The sequence below is a fragment of the Streptomyces sp. NPDC048338 genome (genome assembly GCF_043201055.1).
Taxonomy (GTDB): Bacteria; Actinomycetota; Actinomycetes; order Streptomycetales; family Streptomycetaceae; genus Streptomyces.
Genome location: NZ_JBICYQ010000002.1, coordinates 532,210 through 549,402, shown reverse-complemented (window position 1 = coordinate 549,402; position 17,193 = coordinate 532,210). Strand labels below are relative to the sequence as shown.

Genomic DNA, 17,193 nt, shown 5'->3' with positions numbered 1-17,193 from the left:
GAGCCAATGCCCCATCGCTCGGCCGCGGGCCTCGCCGGCGCCTTTCACCTGCCGTCACCCGGTCGGTGACCGCGCTCAGGATCTCTGGGAGACCTGCTGGACGGTGACCGCGGGGTCCGCTCCGTCGCCCCAGAAGTGGACGTAGGAGCGTGCGAAGGCGTCGCCGAGGGCGGCCTTCAGGAAGAGCGCGGACCAGCGGGCGGAGGTGCGGATGCCCTCCACCTGGTCGGTGGTCTGGGGTGAGGGGTCGGGGGCGGCGCCGGGCGGGTTCTGCACGCCGGTGATGCCGTAGTGGTTGACCCCGGCGACCGTGACGAGCGCCTTCGGCGTGCCGGTCAGGGCGTCGTAGGTGGCCTGTGCGGCCGCCGGGGCCGCGACGCCGTCGGCGGATCCCTGGATCAGGGCGACCGGCACGGTGTTGTTCACCGGGGCGACGGGGCCACCGCCGGGCGGGACGTTGTTGGTGCCGAAGAAGGCGGCCGCCTTGAGCTCGGCCGGCTTGACCGCGCCCGGCGGCAGGCCGAAGCAGAACGGCGCGGCGCACTGTCCCTGGACGGTGGCGACGCCGGCGGCGCCGCCGAAGGAGTGGCCGAGGAGGGCGAAGCTCGCCGGGTCGAGGCGGTTCGCGAGGGGGCTGCCCGTCCGGGTGTTCTCCGTCTTCGACCAGGCGACGGTGGTCAGGCCCTGATCGGCCGAGGCCCACAGACCGGGGATGCCGAAGACGGAGCGCACGTGGTTGGGGACCACGACGACGAAGCCGAACGCGGCGACGGTGCGGGCGTATCCCTCGTAGTGGCTCTTGTCGACGTTGGCGCCCTGTTGGAGCAGGACCACGGGGAGGCGGTCGCCGTTCTCGGGGTAGTAGACGTCGGCCGCGTCGGCCCCGACCGAGGTCGCGTAGACGAGTGTCGGGACGGGGGTGGGGCTCTGCGGCGTTTCGGCGGCGGCCGCCGGGCTCGCGATGCTCGCGGCGGTCAGCAGGGCGCATCCGAGCAGGCCGAAGGCGATGCCTCGGTTCCTGCTGCGGAGCGTGCGGTTGCGTGGCGTGTGTGAGGCGTACTCCATCGGTCGTCCAATCTTCTCGGGGTCTTCGGCATGCGGGTCAGACGGAACGGTGGGTGGCCGCGGCGGCGTCGGCGTCGTAGTGCCGGCGGCCGCGCAGGACGACGGCGGATCCGACGAGCAGGGGTACCAGTACCGCCGCGAAGGCGTAGCGGAGCGATCCCGTCGCGTCGGAGGCGAGCCCGATGAGCCAGGGGCCCAGTGATCCGCCCAGGGTGACCAGGAGTTGGAGTACGGCGAAGCCGAGCCCGCGTCGCTCCGCCGCGACGACGTCGGCGTTGGCGGCGGTGAGGTTGGCCAGCGCGGCGGCGAAGCCGAAGTTGGCGAGGCCGAAGCACAGGGCCTGCGGTACGAGGACGGGAACCGCCACGGCTCCGGCCAGGGCGACGGTTCCCAGCATCAGTCCGGCCCCGCCCAGGGCGACACGGCGCCCACGGCGGGGTCTGCCCTGCCTGTCGCCCAGCCAGCTGCCGGTGATGATGCCCGCGACGATGCCGACCAGCCCGGTGCCGCCTGCCACGGCGGCGGCCTGGGCCTCGCCGAGGCCGAAGAAGCGGCCGTAGTAGGAGGGCATCCAGTAGAAGAGACCGCCCAGGCCGAAGAAAAGGATGCTGAGACCGGTGACGACGGTGCGCAGGGTGCGGATCCGCAGGAGTTCGCGGATCTGGGCGCGCAGCGGGACGGCTGCGGCGCCGACGCGCGCGTCGGGGACCGCTCGTGCGGCAGGCGGGGTGCCGCTGTCGCCCCGGTACCACAGGGTGAGGCGGTCGCCGGTGCCGCGGACCGGCTCGCGCAGCGTGAGGACGAGCAGGGCGACGAGCAGGCCGGGGACGGCGACGAGGAAGAAGCCCGTGCGCCAGCCGACGCTCTGCGCGAGGGCGCCGCCCGCGATGACCCCGATGGGCAGACCGCCGAAGTAGGCCATGCGCTCGTATCCGAACGCGCGGGTGCGGCCGGGGCCCGGGTAGTAGTCGGCGAGGAGGCTGGAGGCGGGCGGGTTGTAGAGCTGTCCGGCGGCCCCGAGGAACACCCGGACGGTGAACAGGGTCAGGTAGCCGCCCGCGAGCCCGGTGCCGACGGTCAGCAGGGACCAGACGGCCACGACGGCGGCGATGGTCCAGGTGCGGCGGGCGCTGTCGGCGAGCCGGCCCGCCGGGAGCAGCAGGACCACGGCGGCCAGCGAGCCGGCGGTGGCGATGGCCCCTCCGGCGGCGTCGCCGAAGCCGAACTCCTCCTGGATCCGGGGCAGGGCACCGGCGAGGAGGTTGTACTCGATGCGGTCGATCGCGGCGACGAGGGCGATGCAGACCGCCGGCCACCATCCGAACGGTGCGGGTGCACCGCGTCGAACGGTGACCGGGGGCCGCCCGGGGAAGGGACTGAACGCAGCCGGCTCTTCGTCGGGTTCGGAGCGGGAGACGGTCGGGCTCATGAGGCTCCTCCGGGCGGGCGGTGGGCAGGGGAGGTCAGGGTTTGGCCGTGTACACGACGCCCGGAAGGGTCTGGGCGGCGCTGCCCCAGACCTGGTCCCGCAGGGACGTGTCGAGGCCGAGGGTGTAGAGGAGGTAGGTGGTGGTCACGGCTCGGGTGAGCCGCTGCTGTTCGGCGCGGGTGACCGAGCCGCTGTCGCAGCCGAAGCCGCCGCTGTCGGTGAAGCCGCAGTGGAAGCCGCCGGTGACGACGCGCAGTTGGGTGGGGGCGGGCTTGGCGTCGTACATCTTCCGCTGGTGGCCGTCGACTCCGGCGACGGTGTCCTTGCTGCCCCCGACGTACTGGGAGGGGACGGCGAGGGTGGCGGAGGCGCTGACCGCAGAGGGGTTCGTCTCCGCGGCGGCGAGGGTGCTGACCGACTTGACGGCCGGGTTCCGCGCAGCGGCGAGCAGGGCCGCGCCGCCTCCCATGGAGTGGCCGGAGAGGGCGTAGCGGCTGGTGTCGACGGCTCCGGCGAAGCGGGATCCGGTCGTGGAGTTCTGGGTGGTGAGCCAGGTCAGGGCCGCGTTGAGGTCGTCGGCGAAGCCCGTGTGGCTGGGTGCGATGCCGCCCTGGGACTTGGGGGCGACGGCGATGAAGCCCCAGGAGGCGTAGTGCCGCAGGGTGCTTTCGTACTTGGAGATGTCCTGGAAGAAGCCGTGGCCGAAGGCGAGGCCGGGGTGGAGCCCCGGTGCCACGGGGGCGTTGGCACCGGCGGCGTTGCCCGGGTACCAGACGCGGGCGCTGTAGGTGCGTCCGGAGGCGGAGACCGTGAGGTCGGTGTAGGCGACGGGGTAGGCGCCGGGCGCGGCGGGGTCGGCCGCGGCGGCGGGCGTGGTGTCGGGGGCGCCCGACGCGGTGGAGGGTCCGGCCAGGGTGGCCGCGATGGCCAGTGCGACGGCCGGGACGGCGCGGGCGAGGGTGCGTAACACGGGTGTCTCCTCGTGTGGGGTATCGGAGAGGGAAACGCTGTATCCCACTTCAGCACATGGGCGCATACACGCCAAGACTTCTGTCGTTTCTTTCAGTGAAACGGTGTTGCTTCAGGGCGAACAACCTACGGGCGTGCGAGCGCCGGAGCGTTCTCGTCGCGCAGCGCCGACACGAGCCCCGCCAGCATCAACGCCTCCCCCAGGTTCCCCAGGGGCGGCGCCGCGACGGCGGCGGCCGACGCCACGAGAACGGCGAGGGCGCCCAGGGCGATCCAGGGCGTCGAACGCCGTATCCAGGCGATCAGCCCGATCAGGAGCAGCACGACGATCGCGAGGACGGCGGCGACGGGGAAGGCGCCGGGTTCGGCGTCCGCGTACCGCAGGGTGTCAGCCCAGACCCGGGGTCGCAGGTGCAGCCCCGGCAGGGTGGTGGCAGCGCCGAGCACGACCAGGACGCCGGCGGTGGACCAGGCCCCGAGGAGGGCGGCGCGACCGGTGCGCAGCACGAGAGCCGCGCAGGGCAACACGAGGGGTGTGGCCAGGACGTGCACGACGAAGCGCCCGACGCTCAGCGCCTCCAGGGCCCGGCCCTCGCCCATCAGGGCTCCGGCCGCGACCACGGCCGAGTCGTACGCGAGGGCGCATCCGAGGATCACGGTGAGCCGTCCCGCTCCCCCGCCGCGCCGGGCGACGGCGGCCAGCAGGAGCTGCATGAGGGCGAGCAGCGCCAGCGCGGCGGAGATCACCGCCCGTCCCCGGCCCGCCGGTACAGCGCCTCGATCGTCTCGGCGTGCCGGCTCATGACGGCGGCCCGGCGGGTCTTGAGCGTCACGGTGAGGTCCGGTCCGCCCGGGATCCACTCTTCGGCGAGGAGTTCGTGCGCCCGGATCCGTTCGGGCCGCGAGAGGCGGGTGTTGGCGAGGGCGACGGCTTCGCCGAGGGCGGCGGCGAGTTCCGGTGCGTGGGTGTCCCAGGGCGCGGTCGATTCGATGCCCGTGCCCCGGGCCCAGGCCGCGACGGCCTCCCGGTCGGCGACGAGGAGCGCGATGTTGAAGGGGCGGCCGTCGCCGATGACGACGGCGTGGGCGATCAGCGGCGAGGCTTCCTTGACGACGCCCTCGATGCGGGCGGGAGCCATGTTCTTGCCCCCGGTGTTGATGATGAGGTCCTTCTTGCGGTCGACGATGCGGACGTCGCCGGAGGGATCGACGGTGGCGAGGTCGCCGGTGTGCAGCCATCCTTCCGCGTCGACGGCCCGTGCGGTGAGCTCCGGCTCGCCGCGGTAGCCACGCATCAGGAAGGGGGCGCGGACGAGGAGTTCACCGTCGGCGGCGATGCGGATCTCGGCGCCGGGGACGGGCCGGCCCACGGTTCCCGGCCGCGGGCGGCCGGGCGGGGCGATGAGGGCGATGCCGCTGAGCTCGGACATGCCCCAGGCGTCGGCGAGCGGGAGGCCGAGTGCGTGGAAGAACTCCTGGAGCCCCTCGGGCGCCGGCGCGGCCCCCGTGATGCAGACACGGGCGCGGTCGAGGCCGACACGGTGGCGGAGACGGGCGAGGATGCCGTCGGCCTGGTCGAGCTCCCTCCGCTCCGTTTCGCCGAGGGAGCCTTCCCATCTGCGCGGGGCGAGGCGGCGGCCCGTGGCCAGGGCATCGTCGACGAGGGCGCGGAGCCCGGGGTCCGTCTCGGCGAGCGCGTTCTCCAGGCCGGTGCGCAGACGCTGCCAGACTGCGGGTACCGCCCCGAAGAGCGTGGGCCGCACGGTGACGAGCGCCTCGGCGAGCAGCGAGAGGTCGTCCAGGCACGTCAGCCTGGTCCCGCAGAGGAGGTTGGTGTAGTGCGAGCCCCACCGGTCGGCGATGTGCGCGGCCGGCAGGAAGGAGAGGTGGCTGTCGTCACCGGTGACCTCGAGCACCCTCTGGGTTCCCGACAGCTGACTCAGCATGGCGCGGTGGGTGATCTCGACGGCCTTGGGCCGGCCGGTGGTGCCCGAGGTGTGGATCAGGGTGATGACGGCATCGGGGCGCACGTCGTCGAGGGCAGCGACGAGATCGACGGGCTCGGGCGCCAGCGCCTCCGCTTCCGCGAGGGAGAGGACACCGTCCGCGGCCGCGCCCTCGGAGCCGTCGACGGACACGAGGGAGTGCACGGCGGTGTCCGAGCAGGCGGCGCGCAGCACCGGCAGGAAGCGGCGTTCGGTGACGACGACACGGGCAGCGGTCGAGCGCAGCAGTTCGTGCACCTGGTCGGCCGGCAGGCTGTTGTACAGGGAGAAGGGCACGGCCCCCAGGTGCAGGGCGGCGCAGTCGGCGACGTGGAACTCGGGCCGGTTGGTGAGCATGAGGGCCACCGGCTCGTCACGCCGCACGCCGAGGCCGCGCAGGGCCGCGGCGACGGAGGCGACGCGGTCGGCGTACTGACTCCAGGTCAGGGCGGGGCCCGCGAGGGTGAGCAGGGCGGGCTCCCGCGGCCGTTCCGCGACCGTCCGCCGGAAGGCCTCGCAGAGGTCGGTCGGCATCGTGCTCGATGGCGTCATCTGAACTCCTCGCGGAGAAGGGTCGTCGGAGGCGCTCGACCGCGTGCGCTTCGCCCGGGGACGAGCGGTGCGGCCGACGGGCCGGTGGCCGCACCGCTGGAGCGGCCCCGTGCCTGGCATGACCGGGCGGTCATGTGACCGCCCGGTCATGGTGCGGCGCCTCCGAGGTCCTGTCAATGAACCGGACCGCACCGACGCCCGCGACCGGAACCGCAACCACCGCCATGACGCGCGGAGTTGACCCTCCCGGGCGGCTCGGCACCCGTTGACGATCGAGGGACCCGGTTCTAGTTTGGCGAAACATCGTTCCAACGAAGGAAACACATCCGCGCCCCGCCGGCTGTGCCCCTCGACCCACGACCCCCTCACGGCATCCGGACTGGAGCATGCGAAGTGACCAACAGCGTGGGCCCTCGGGCCGTCTTCGGAGTGATCGTCCCGAGCACCAACACCGTCGTCGAGCACGACTACTGGAGTGCGCGAGTCCCCGGCGTCGCCTATCGCGCCGGTTCGATGCACATCCCGCATCCCGTCATGGGCAGCGATCGGGACTTCGAGGCCCTGCTCGGGCAGATCCGCTCCTCCATCGACGTCGCGGTCCGCGACGCCCTCACCGCGGAGCCGGACCGCATGGTGATGGGCATGTCCGCGGAGACGTTCTGGGGAGGCGTGGCGGGCAACGAGGCCTTCGAGCGCAGGCTGGGCGAGCGCACGGGGCTGCCCGTCACCACCGGCGCGAGCTCGTGCCGAGCGGCGTTGCGCGAGTTGGGGTGCCGTCGCATCGCGGTCTTCTCCCCGTACCAGCCCGTCGCCGACCGCGAGGTGGGCCGGTACTTCGCGGAGGCCGGATTCGACGTGGCCGCGGTGACGGGACTGAGGTGTCCGACGGCCACGGACATCGCCCGCGTGGGGCCGGAGCGGATCCTGGAGACGGTGCGCGCGCTCGACACCGGTTCGGTGGAGGCGATCGTGCAGGTCGGCACCAACCTGTCCTTCACGGCCCAGGCCGACGAACTCGAATCCGAGTTGGGCAAGCCGGTCGTCGCGATCAACGCGGCGACCCTGTGGCACGCACTGCGCGAGCACGGTCTGGACGATCGCGTCACCGGGATGGGAAGCCTGCTCCGGAGCCACTGAGGAGTCGTCGCGTGAACCCGTCCGCAGCGGGAGCGGCGCGGCGGCCGGAACCCCGGCACGACCCCGCTCGGCCCCCTCAGCGGGGCACGCGGACCGCCGCGGATCTCGCCGACCTGCGGGCTCGCGCGCGTTCGCGGCGCAGTTCCCTCACGTAGTCGAGCGCGTCGACCTGGATGGTGTGGCGGGCCGACGTGACGTACCTGCTCCTGGTGCGGGCCTGATAGGCGGCGATCTCCGCCCGCATGGCGCGCGGCGAGGGCAGGACGCCCCTGCCCGACAGGATGTCCGCGACCCAGTGCGACTGGGCCTCGGCCAACGGCATGATGGCGCCGAGCGGTTGGATGAGGCCGATGAAGAACAGCCCCTGGTGGTCGGGGGAGGCGACGCGGCGGTACAGGCCGACCTCGTTGCCGGCCGGGTCGATGAGGTCCTCGGCCAGGAAGGGGAAGTCGATGTCGTAGCCCGTGCAGTAGACGACGCTGTCGATCTCCTGGTGGCTGCCGTCGGCGAACAGGGCGCGCGCGCCGTCGAATCCCGTGATCATCGGCACGACGGTGACGTCTCCGTGGCCGATGCGTGTGAGCAGGTCGTCGGAGATGGTGGGGTGGGCGGCGAGGATGCCGTGGCCGGGTTCCGGCAGGCCGTACGCACCGAGTCGGCCCCGGCTGACCCTCAGCAGGGCCGAGAGTCCGGCCGCCTGCACGGCGAGCGGCGCGCGGGCGAGCCATGACCCGGTGAGGTGGTCGGTCGGCACGCCGAAGAGGTACTTCGGCAGGATGTGCGCCCCGCGTCGCATCGACAGGAAGGTGCGGGTGGAGACGCGGGAGGTCTCGACCGCGATGTCGCACGCCGAGTTGCCGATGCCGAGGACGAGCACCTTGCGGTCCCGGTAGGGCTCGGGCGTCCGGTAGTGGTGGGAGTGCACCTGCGTGCCGGGAAACGAGTCCGCACCCGGCAGCGCGGGGTCGGGGTGGCGCGGCTTCCAGTGGTGGCCGTTGGCGACGAGCACCGCGTCGTAGAGGTGCGCGGCCTCCGTCCCGCCGTCCCGGCCGCGGACGCTGACCGACCACCGCCCGTCGGGGCGCTTCTCGACCCTGGTCACCTCGGTTCGGAAGGTGATGGCCGCGCGCAGTCCGAAGTGATCGACGAAGTCGTCGAAGTAGCGGGCTATCTGGAAGTGGCTCGGGTAGGTCGGGTAGTCGCCGGACATGGGATGGCAGGCGTACTCCATGACCTCGCGGGAGGTGTTGATGTGCAGCGAGCGGTAGGCGGAGGACATGCCGTTGTCGTTCATGTAGCGCCAGTTGCCGCCGACTTCGGATCCGCTTTCGAAGCAGTCGTAGGGTATGCCCCGCTCCGACAGGACCTGGCACGCGGCGATGCCGGACGAACCGGCTCCGATCACGCAGACACGTTTCACGTCGACCTCCCCTATGACCACCCGGTCACATGACCGGCTGGTCATAGGCTCCGGCCATTCCCTCCCGTCTGTCAATCACCGTGCCTGCCATGGCAGTTGGACGGGGCCGGCGAGCGGCCGGGGGCTGTCGCCGCATTGACAGCGGCCGGGGACGGCACCACTATGACCGGGTGGTCACATGACCGCCCGGTCACACCACGGGGCAACTCCCCCGTACCCGTGGTGTGCCGGCCAGGGAGCCCGGGCGGGAGTCGCGATGCAGCCAGCGCCACCCAGCAGCGCACCACCTCGACGTGTCGACGTCCTCGTCGTCGGCTCCGGCTTCGGCGGCAGCGTCGCCGCGCTGCGCCTGCGCGAGAAGGGCTACGAGGTCGCCGTCCTCGAAGCCGGCAGGCGCTTCGAGGACGCAGATCTCCCCCGCACCTCCTGGAAGGTGCGCGACTACCTCTTCGCCCCGCGGCTGGGATGTCGCGGCATCCTCCGCATGACGCTGCTCGGCAAGGTCCTGGTGCTGACGGGAGCCGGCGTCGGGGGCGGTTCCCTGGGCTACGCGAACACCCTCTACGACCCTCCCGAGGCCTTCTACGGCGGTACGGACTGGGCCACGATCACCGACTGGAAGAAGGAGCTCGCGCCCTACTTCGACCAGGCCCGGCGCATGCTGGGAGTGGCCGTCAACCCGCTCATGACGCCCGCCGACCGACTCCTCGAGGACGCCGCACGGGAGATGGGCCGCGCGCACACCTTCCGCCCCACACCCGTCGGGGTGCACTTCGGGCCGCCCCGGACCGCGCCCGGTACACGAACGCCGGACCCGTACTTCGGCGGGGCGGGACCGGACCGGACGACATGCCTGCACTGCGGCCAGTGCATGACGGGCTGCCGCCACGGAGCGAAGAACACCCTGCCGAAGAACTACCTGGGCCTGGCGGAGCGGGCCGGGGTGACCGTCTGCCCGGAACGCACGGTCGTCGACATCCGGCGCGGTCCCGCCGGCTGGGACGTCACGTCGACCCGAACCGGCCGGCCCGGGCGCGCCCGCCACACGACGACCGCTCGGCATGTCGTTCTCGCGGCCGGCGCCCTCGGCACCCAGCGCCTCCTCCACACGCTGCGGTCCACCGGCGCCCTCACCGAGCTCTCACCACGCCTCGGGCATCTGACCCGCACCAACTCGGAGGCCCTCCTCGCCGTCCGCTCCCCCCGCGCGGACGCCGACTTCACGACGGGCGTGGCCATCACCTCGTCCGTACACCTCGACGACGCCACGCACGTCGAACCCGTCCGCTACGGTCCGGGCAGCGACCTCCTCGCCCTGCTGGGCGCGCCCCTGACGGACCCGGTCCCCGGCCGGTCGCGGCTGCTCTCAGCACTGGCGCACATGGCGCGGAACGTGTCGCTCCTGCCGGCCCTCCACCGCCCGCGGCGCTGGGCGAGACAGACCGTGGTGCTGCTGGTCATGCAATCGGCGGACAACTCCCTCACCACGTTCCTGCGCAAAGGGCTCTTCGGATCCCGCCTGTCCAGCCGCCCCGGCGAAGGGCCGCCCAGCCCCACGTGGATTCCGGCCGGCCACGAACTGGCGCGCACCGCGGCGCGGCAGAACGGCTCGCTGGCCTGCGGCACATGGGCCGACCTTCTCGACATCCCCTCCACCGGCCACCTCATCGGAGGGTGCGCCATGGGCGAGACGCCCGAGCAGGGCGTCGTGGACCCCTACCATCGCCTGCACGGGCATCCCGGACTTCACGTCATCGACGGCTCCACCCTCTCGGCCAACCTCGGGGTGAACCCTTCGCTGACCATCGCCGCACTCGCCGAACGGGCCGTCGCCCTGTGGCCCAACCGCGGCGGGACCGATCCGCGCCCCGAGCCGGGCGCGCCCTATCGGCACGTGTCTCCCGTACCACCGGTCCACCCGGCCGTGCCCGAGCACGCCGTGGGCGGGCTGAGACTCGCACCGCACCCCCTGGACGAGGAGGAACCCGATGCCGGCCTACCCGCCTGAACCCTGGCATCTCGCCGGTCAGATGTTCGTCTCCCTGTGGGTCGTGCCGAAGCGCGAACTGCCGGTGCTGCCGGACGCGGTCACACCTCTGACCGTGGCGGGCAGAGCCGTCATCGGCGGCGCATGGGTGGTGTACGAACACGACAGCGTCCTGCGCTACAACGAACTCCTCACCGCGGTCCTGGTCCGCGACGGGATGCGGCCGCGCGTCACCATCACGGACATCTGGGTGGACAGCGAGCAGTCCAGGACCGGCGGCCGCGAACTGTGGGGCATTCCCAAGGACATGGCGCGCTTCGCCGTCACGCGCGGCGGCGCACGGACCACACTCGCCGCAAGCGAGGGCACTCCCCTGGCCTCAGCCGCCTTCCGCCTCGGACGCCGGCTGCCCGGCCGGTGGTCCGCGTCGTACCACGTGTGCCAGACCCTCGACGGCCGGCTCAAGGCGAGCCCCGTACGCTGCCGAAGCACCCTGCGTCCGGCCCGGGGGGTCTGGGAGATCCCCGGGCGCGGCGGCCTCCCCCTCCCCGCCCGGCCCCCCGCGTTCAGTCTCTGCCTGCAGGACTTCACCCTCGCCTTCGGCGCCGGTGGTCAGCGGGCCTGAAAACCGCCGACGACGGGCCGGACCAGCCGCTCGATCGCGGCTCGGCGCGTGCTCCGGTCCCCCTTCGGCAGGACCACGGGTCCGGTCACCGCCGGGAAGAACGTGGCCAGCGCGACGTGCGGCAGCAGCAGCAGGAGCAGGGACAGGAGCGCGTCCACGTCCGCGTCCGGACGGAGGTGCCCGGCCGACTGCGCCCGGGCGAGCAGGGGGCGCAGACCGAGGAGGTAGAGCTCCTGGACGGGCTCCAGGACTGCCTGGCGCACGAGCGGGTCGATCTCCATGTTGGTCGCGGCGGTCACGCCGCGTTCCAGCGGGTTCTTCTCGAAGTAGTCGACCCAAGCGTCCATGGCGGCGACGAGGTGCGCGTCGAAGGCGACCGTCCCGTCGTAGTCGTCGAGCCACGGGCGCATGGCCTCGAAGATGCGCAGCGAGGTCTGCTCGGCCACGTAGGTGAAGAGGTCCAGCTTCCCCGAGAAGTACTGGAAGAGGGAGCCCTTCGCCACACCCGCTTCGCGGGCGATGACGTTGAGGCTGCCGGTGGAGTAGCCATGGGTGCCGAACTCGTCCATGGCGGCGACCAGCACGCGTTCGCGACGCTCCGGCGACAGGTGCGACCAGGTGGTGGTGGGCATGGGCACTCCCCGAGACGACCGAGCGGCTGGCTGACCGCCCGGTCATGATCAGGTGTGGGACGAGTGGCTGTCAACGCGTCCCGGAGGGGAGGCGGGTATCGTCGAGGAGTCCCCGGCGCCGGGAGCGCGAGGCCCGGCGGCGCCCCCGTCAGTCGCCGTGGCCCGTACCGCCACTGCCGAAGCCGCCACTGGAGATGCCACCCCACTTGCGCTTCTCCTCGCTCTGCGGATCCGGGTCGGCCTGACCCGAGCTCTGGAGGTTGTAGGGCATGAGCCGGTGCTCTCCGTCGGTGTGGGGCATCTCCGACGCCTTGCGGTACTCGGAGACCTCGCCGGGAAGCTGGTCCGTGTCGGGCCGGTGCGGATGTGATGCCGGATCAGGCGGGGGAAGCTCCCGGTTCTTGATCCGGATCCCCAGCATGAAGGCACCGATCAGGACCGCCACCACGAGCAGCCCGCCCAGGACCTGGGCCAGTCCGGACTGCCAGACACCGGCCGCGAGGGCCGGCTCCCCGAGAAGCGACGTATGCATGGCCATGGCTCGCTCACCTGTCCCTGTGACCGGACGCCGAGCCGTGAGCCCGACGACTCCTACCGTCCTTCTGTTCATGTCCCGACGTCGAGTGCGTCGGCGCGGGGAGCCCGTGCACCCCGCGCCCGCCGCTGGTCGGGGCTCTGTCGCCCCTCGTGCGGTGCGGACTCGGATCCCTCCTCCTCGGAGGGCGGGACCGGCTCGCCTCCTACGCCTCCTCGCTGTACAGGCTGGCCTCCGTGGCGAGATCGCTCTGCTCGTAGTTGGCGAGAGCCAGGCCGAGGGCGAAGAAGGTGGGAGCCCATTCCCCCACGAAGATGCCCCATCGGTCCGCCCTCTCGAGGTTCTCCTGCTTGTTCGAGGTGATCCAGGAGGCGAGGGACAGGCCGATCGATCCGATCGCGGCCAGGTAGGCGTGCTCGCTGCGCACACCGGAGTCGTGCAGCTTCTTGACGATCATGCGCCCTCCTCGGACGATGCTTGAGAGTCTTTGAGCACACTTCACACGTTTTGTGCCTTTCGGATTCAGCCGGCACCGACCACCGCGTGCGCCTCGGTGGGCAGCTCGCCGACGGGGCGCGCGCCCCTACCTGGGGCGGACCCCCCTGGCCGGACGACCGCGCCGGTCCGCCGCGAGAGCCCGGTAGTCGTCGGCCAGGGTCTTGGCCATGCGCTCGACCGAGTACGCGTCGCGGACCAGCTTTCGGGCGCGGCCACCGATCGCACGGGCGGCGGGTTCGTCGAGCGCGAGCAGCCGGCGCAGGCCGGCGCCGAGCGAGCGTGAGGTCGACGTGTCGAGGAGCAGTCCGTTGACGCCGTCGACCAGGTAGGTCGGTATGCCGCCGCGGGCGGGGGCCGCCACGGCGAGCCCTGATTCCATGGCCTCCAGTACGGCGAGCCCGAACTCCTCCTTGGCGCTCGGGCACACGTATCTGGCGCGTACGCCGGTGGCGGGATCGGCCAAAGCCCTTTCCAGGCAGCGGACTTCGGCGTTCGACCAAGCGGGGAGCAACTGGATGCGGCTCCTGGCCCCGGGACAGGACGCGAGGGATTCCTCGATCCGATCACGCATCCGCTGTTCCACCGGATCGTCGGCTCCGGGACTTCCGCCGATGAGGACCAGGCGGGAATCCTCGTGGCTGCCGGATTCCAGCCATGCACGCACCAGCAGGTCCTGCTGTTTGACCGGGTGGAGGCGGCCGACGCTCAGCAGCAGGGTCCCTTCGCCGGCCGCGACCGGGGCCGGCCGGACCCCGACCCGGCGCAGCAGTGAACGCCGCCTCGCCTTCTCGTTCCCGGCGGGGTCGTACGGGCCGATGCCCTCCGGGACGGCGAGAGGACCGGCGGAGCCGGAGGGCAGCTGCGGGAAGTGGCGCAGCAGCTCGTTCGTCCCGCCTCCGCGGCCCGCGAGGGCGACGACGCGGTCGGCGCGGTCGACGAGGCAGTCGGCGAGGAAGACGCGGTGGAGGTCGAGGCGCAGGGCGTCGGGATCGGCTCCGGGGATACCGTGCCGCTCGGTGATCTGGCGGTGCGGATCGGGAGTGGCGGTGAACACCAGAGAGGCGCCGAGACGCCTCGCGGACTCCGCCAGGGCGAGCGAACCGTCGTCGGCGTAGCGCACGTGCACGACATCGACGGACCGCCCCAGCGAACCGAGCAGGCGTACCGCCCACCAGGCGAGAGCCTCGCGGTGGAGGCCCATGGTCTCGGGGCCGAGGGGGCGGTCGCTGTCCACGGGCAGGCGTACGACCCAGTGGCCGGGACCTCGCCGGCGGAGCAGAACCGGGTCTTCGACCAGCTCCGGTCGGCAGGCACCGACGACGGTGACGACCGCGGCCACCTGCTCCGTGCGGACCAGGGCGTCACCGAGCGACCCGAGAAGGACGCCGAGGCCCCCGCTGAGCCCTTGCCCGGGCGTATCGAGTCCGCCCATCAGCATGGACTGGACCACGACCGCGCCCGCCCGCTCGGCGGCCAGGGGCGCCCCGGGAAGCGGTGTCAGGGCCTCCAGAAGCAGCCGCTCGTACACGTCGGTGGCGCGCACGCCCCGCAGCGCTGCCGCCACCGCGGGCAGATGTGCCGCGAGTGCGCGCCAGGCGGCATGCCGGAGCCCTCGGACCTCGCTGTGGGCGTCCCTGATCACCTCTCGGACGGGAAGGAGCGCAGGGACCGCCTGTTCGTGCGCGGCCGCGAGGTCGAGGAGCAGTGCCCGCGCCTCCGGCTTCTGTTCGTGAAGCAGACCTGCGTGCAGCGCCGCCGCGGCACGCGCTGCGCCGTGGCATTCCGCGATTCCCGCCCACAGGGCGGCGACGGCCGCCCGGCGGAGGGGGCTGCCGGCGCAGCCGAGGACGCCTTCCTCGGGGGTCGGCGTCCTCCCCGCCCGCATGTCCGCGCGCAGGCGGGCGACGGCCCGGTCCTCCGCGCCGAGCCGGACGCTCCCGCCGGCGTCTCCCTCCGGTGCCCGGTACTCCGCCGCCAGGAGGTCGGCCAGAAGTGATCCGGATGCGCGGATGCGGACCGAGTCGGGGAGGGGGTCCGCAGCGGACGGCGCCTGCCAGTAGCGCTGCCGGAAGGCGGTGAAGACGTCCTCTCCCCCCGGAGCACCGGGGGGAGCGCTGCTCGTGCGGCCGTCGGCGGTCGCCACGGCGATCGCGGGATCCATGCTTGCTCCTCGGGAGGAAGGGTTCGAGCCGTGGTGATTCCTTCCGTCGCCGTCCCAGGGATGCAGCGGGCGCGGGGTTCGAGGAGTGCCGTACGCGTGCATCCGGCCGGCGCCTTCCGGGCGAAGGGCTGGGCTCTGGGCCGGGAGCGGCTCCGCTCCCGCGGGAGGCGAGATGCCGCGCGTCGTGGTGCTCAGTCCGCCCTTCCCCCCTGCCGGCACCGCGGACGCGACGCTCGGAGAGGGCACGGCGGGCACCGCATCCGAGCGCGTCGGACGTCCGGAAGGAAGCGGTACACCCGGTCACCAGCAGGAGGTGCTCATGGCCCACCCCCCGGCGCCCGCACCCGGTGAGCCCCTGTCCCGTGCCGCACCGCACGAGATCGCCCGCCCCCTGTTCAGTCAGTTCTGGGACGACGTCGTCCTCCTGCACTGGCCGGTGGCGCCCGGGGCGGTCGCTCACCACTTCCCGGAGGGCACCCGCCCGGACGTGGTCGGTGCGCACACCTACGTCGGACTCGTCTTCTTCCGGATGAGGGGGCTCGCGCTGGGTCGAGGTCCGGCGCTCCCCGTCGTCGGGTCCTTCACGGAGGTCAACGTCCGCCTGTACAGCGTGGACGAGGAGGGACGCCGCGGCGTCGTGTTCCGCACGCTCGACTGCGAGCGGTTGCTCCCGACCGTGGTGGCACGGAGCGTGTGGCGACTTCCCTATCACTGGGCTTCCACCCGCACGCTGCACTTCGGCGACCGGCTGCTGTTCACCACCCGGCGCAGACGGATCCGGGGGCCGGTGTCCCGGGTCTGGATCGCCCGGAGCGAGCGCCCGTACGTCCCCGGAGAGCTCGACGACTTCCTCACCGCGCGGTGGGGCCTGCACGCACGCGCCTGGGGGCGCACGTACTTCTGGCCCGTGCACCACGCGCCGTGGACGTTCCGGGAAGTGGCGCTCCTGTCGCTCGACGACCGGCTGGTGGAGGCGGCCACCCGGCTCCAGGTGGCCGCCCGCACGCCGGCGAGCGTGCTGTACTCCCCCGGTGTCCGGGTCAGGTTCGGCACACCCACACGAGCGTGACCACCCGGCCGGTGCGACCGTGCCGGAGGTCAGAGGCCCAGGCGGCAGCGCGCCGCCCGTCTCCAGACCTGCCGGAGGTCCCGGCGTTCACGACCCGTCGCCGACCGTTCCCACCCGCAGTAACAGGCGATACATTTGGGGCCGCGGGACACGCGTCCTGTACTCTGGTACACGAGCGGCGAGGCTCGTAGGCGACACGAGGAGCGTTGGGTGAGCGGCACTTTGGCTGACGAGATCCGCAGTCGTCTGGGCGAGTTGAGTCCGGCCGAACGCAAGGTCGCGCGGGTCCTCCTGGCCGGCTATCCCGCCTCCGTCTTCGAGACCGTGGCCACGATCGCGGAGCGTGCCTCGGTCTCCGCGCCGACGGTTCTGCGCTGTGCTTCGCGGCTGGGCTACGGGGGTTTCCCCGACCTGCAGGCCGCCCTGCGGACGGAGCTGGACGCGCGCACCGCCTCTCCCGTGACGCTCTACGAGGCGTCGAGCCCTCACGAGCGCCGGGCCTCGACGGGTCCGGAGTCCGGAAGGGCCGCGTTGCCGGGACTGGCCGTCGTGCAGCAGGCGGTGGAGCAGACCTTCCGGGAGGTGACAGCCCACGAGTTCGACGAGGCCGTGACACTGCTGGCGGACTCGCGGCGGCGGGTGCACCTGGTCGGCGGGCGGTTCACGCACTTGCTGTCGCAGTTCCTGGGACTCCACCTGATGCAGTTGCGGGAGCGGGTGGCCTTCGTGCCCGATGGGCACGTGGAGCGGGTTTCCGCCCTGACGCAGCTCGCACGCCGGGACGTCGTCGTCATCTTCGACTTCCGCCGCTACGAGGACGACAAGACGGCCATCGCCGAGCTCGCGCGCGAACGGGGCGCGAAAGTCATCGTCTTCACCGACCCGTGGTTGTCGCCCGCCACCGCTCAGGCCGACGTGGTGCTGACGAGCCAGGTGACGTCGGAGTCGCCCTACGACAGTCTGACGCCGACCCTCGCCCTGGTCGAATCGCTGGTCACCGCCGTCCTCGCGCGACTGGGGAGCACCGCGCACGACCGGATGAAGGACGGCGAGGCGGCGGCCCGCGAGCTCGGCCTGCTGTGAGTGCCACGGAGGCCGGGGCTCCCGTCGGTTACGGTCGCCCCGGCCG

15 protein-coding genes are annotated in these 17,193 nt (G+C 72.5%); 5 read left to right on the top strand and 10 right to left on the bottom strand.

What is annotated here, in order from left to right:
• Positions 1–75 precede the first annotated feature (75 nt).
• From ACGFZF_RS07065 to ACGFZF_RS07045, 5 genes are all read right to left on the bottom strand, one after another.
• Complete coding sequence (locus ACGFZF_RS07065) at positions 76–1,065, bottom strand: hypothetical protein (RefSeq protein ID WP_393551622.1); 990 nt, start codon at positions 1,063–1,065, stop codon at positions 76–78.
• Between the two features lie 37 nt (positions 1,066–1,102).
• Positions 1,103–2,494 (bottom strand): MFS transporter, encoded by a 1,392-nt coding sequence (locus ACGFZF_RS07060; RefSeq protein WP_393551620.1) that lies wholly within the window; start codon positions 2,492–2,494, stop codon positions 1,103–1,105.
• A gap of 34 nt (positions 2,495–2,528) precedes the next feature.
• Positions 2,529–3,464, bottom strand: coding sequence for an alpha/beta hydrolase (locus ACGFZF_RS07055; protein WP_393551617.1), 936 nt, complete (start codon positions 3,462–3,464; stop codon positions 2,529–2,531).
• A gap of 125 nt (positions 3,465–3,589) precedes the next feature.
• Entirely contained in the window at positions 3,590–4,210 is a 621-nt protein-coding gene (locus ACGFZF_RS07050; protein ID WP_393551615.1) for a hypothetical protein, read from the bottom strand.
• A complete protein-coding gene (locus ACGFZF_RS07045; RefSeq protein WP_393551613.1) occupies positions 4,207–6,000 on the bottom strand; it encodes an AMP-dependent synthetase/ligase in 1,794 nt (597 codons plus the stop codon). The genes ACGFZF_RS07050 and ACGFZF_RS07045 overlap by 4 nt, the downstream gene beginning before the upstream one ends.
• A gap of 393 nt (positions 6,001–6,393) precedes the next feature.
• On the opposite strand from ACGFZF_RS07045, the gene ACGFZF_RS07040 reads away from it, so the two are divergent.
• Positions 6,394–7,137 (top strand): hypothetical protein, encoded by a 744-nt coding sequence (locus ACGFZF_RS07040; RefSeq protein ID WP_393551611.1) that lies wholly within the window; start codon positions 6,394–6,396, stop codon positions 7,135–7,137.
• Positions 7,138–7,213: 76 nt separating this feature from the next.
• On the opposite strand, the gene ACGFZF_RS07035 is transcribed toward ACGFZF_RS07040, so the two are convergent.
• Positions 7,214–8,557, bottom strand: a complete 1,344-nt coding sequence (locus ACGFZF_RS07035; protein WP_393551609.1) for a flavin-containing monooxygenase — start codon at positions 8,555–8,557, stop codon at positions 7,214–7,216.
• A 256-nt stretch (positions 8,558–8,813) separates the two neighbouring features.
• Between ACGFZF_RS07035 and ACGFZF_RS07030 the strand changes: the two genes are divergently transcribed.
• Together ACGFZF_RS07030 and ACGFZF_RS07025 are read left to right on the top strand one after the other, a co-directional pair.
• Entirely contained in the window at positions 8,814–10,565 is a 1,752-nt protein-coding gene (locus ACGFZF_RS07030; protein ID WP_393551607.1) for a GMC oxidoreductase, read from the top strand.
• Positions 10,546–11,169 (top strand): acetoacetate decarboxylase family protein, encoded by a 624-nt coding sequence (locus ACGFZF_RS07025; protein ID WP_393551605.1) that lies wholly within the window; start codon positions 10,546–10,548, stop codon positions 11,167–11,169. The genes ACGFZF_RS07030 and ACGFZF_RS07025 overlap by 20 nt, the downstream gene beginning before the upstream one ends.
• Here the strand turns inward: ACGFZF_RS07025 and ACGFZF_RS07020 are convergent.
• From ACGFZF_RS07020 to ACGFZF_RS07005, 4 genes are all read right to left on the bottom strand, one after another.
• Positions 11,157–11,801, bottom strand: a complete 645-nt coding sequence (locus ACGFZF_RS07020; protein WP_393551603.1) for a TetR/AcrR family transcriptional regulator — start codon at positions 11,799–11,801, stop codon at positions 11,157–11,159. The two genes, ACGFZF_RS07025 and ACGFZF_RS07020, sit on opposite strands and share 13 nt — an antisense overlap.
• Positions 11,802–11,949: 148 nt before the next feature.
• Positions 11,950–12,339, bottom strand: coding sequence for a DUF6479 family protein (locus ACGFZF_RS07015; protein WP_393551601.1), 390 nt, complete (start codon positions 12,337–12,339; stop codon positions 11,950–11,952).
• A 202-nt stretch (positions 12,340–12,541) separates the two neighbouring features.
• Positions 12,542–12,793 carry a hypothetical protein gene (locus ACGFZF_RS07010; protein ID WP_393551599.1) on the bottom strand — a complete coding sequence of 84 codons (252 nt, stop codon included), beginning with the start codon at positions 12,791–12,793 and terminating at the stop codon, positions 12,542–12,544.
• Between the two features lie 126 nt (positions 12,794–12,919).
• Entirely contained in the window at positions 12,920–14,995 is a 2,076-nt protein-coding gene (locus ACGFZF_RS07005; RefSeq protein WP_393551597.1) for a glycosyltransferase family 4 protein, read from the bottom strand.
• Positions 14,996–15,314: 319 nt separating this feature from the next.
• Here ACGFZF_RS07005 and ACGFZF_RS07000 point away from each other — a divergent pair, with 319 nt between their 5' ends.
• The gene (locus tag ACGFZF_RS07000; RefSeq protein ID WP_393551595.1) at positions 15,315–16,064 is read left to right on the top strand and encodes a YqjF family protein; all 750 of its coding nucleotides are present in this window, start codon (positions 15,315–15,317) and stop codon (positions 16,062–16,064) included.
• A 210-nt stretch (positions 16,065–16,274) separates the two neighbouring features.
• Positions 16,275–17,147, top strand: a complete 873-nt coding sequence (locus tag ACGFZF_RS06995; protein WP_393551593.1) for a MurR/RpiR family transcriptional regulator — start codon at positions 16,275–16,277, stop codon at positions 17,145–17,147.
• The last annotated feature ends 46 nt before the right edge of the window (positions 17,148–17,193 follow it).

Excerpts from the sequence above, each read along its gene's own strand:
- ACGFZF_RS07025 (WP_393551605.1), top strand. The coding sequence starts at position 10,546 with ATGCCGGCCTACCCGCCTGAACCCTGGCATCTCGCCGGTCAGATGTTC.
- ACGFZF_RS07010 (WP_393551599.1), bottom strand. The coding sequence starts at position 12,793 with ATGATCGTCAAGAAGCTGCACGACTCCGGTGTGCGCAGCGAGCACGCC.
- ACGFZF_RS07065 (WP_393551622.1), bottom strand. The coding sequence starts at position 1,065 with ATGGAGTACGCCTCACACACGCCACGCAACCGCACGCTCCGCAGCAGG.
- ACGFZF_RS07060 (WP_393551620.1), bottom strand. The coding sequence starts at position 2,494 with ATGAGCCCGACCGTCTCCCGCTCCGAACCCGACGAAGAGCCGGCTGCG.
- ACGFZF_RS07020 (WP_393551603.1), bottom strand. The coding sequence starts at position 11,801 with ATGCCCACCACCACCTGGTCGCACCTGTCGCCGGAGCGTCGCGAACGC.
- ACGFZF_RS07030 (WP_393551607.1), top strand. The coding sequence starts at position 8,814 with ATGCAGCCAGCGCCACCCAGCAGCGCACCACCTCGACGTGTCGACGTC.
- ACGFZF_RS07000 (WP_393551595.1), top strand. The coding sequence starts at position 15,315 with ATGGCCCACCCCCCGGCGCCCGCACCCGGTGAGCCCCTGTCCCGTGCC.
- ACGFZF_RS07015 (WP_393551601.1), bottom strand. The coding sequence starts at position 12,339 with ATGGCCATGCATACGTCGCTTCTCGGGGAGCCGGCCCTCGCGGCCGGT.
- ACGFZF_RS07005 (WP_393551597.1), bottom strand. The coding sequence starts at position 14,995 with ATGGATCCCGCGATCGCCGTGGCGACCGCCGACGGCCGCACGAGCAGC.
- ACGFZF_RS07045 (WP_393551613.1), bottom strand. The coding sequence starts at position 6,000 with ATGACGCCATCGAGCACGATGCCGACCGACCTCTGCGAGGCCTTCCGG.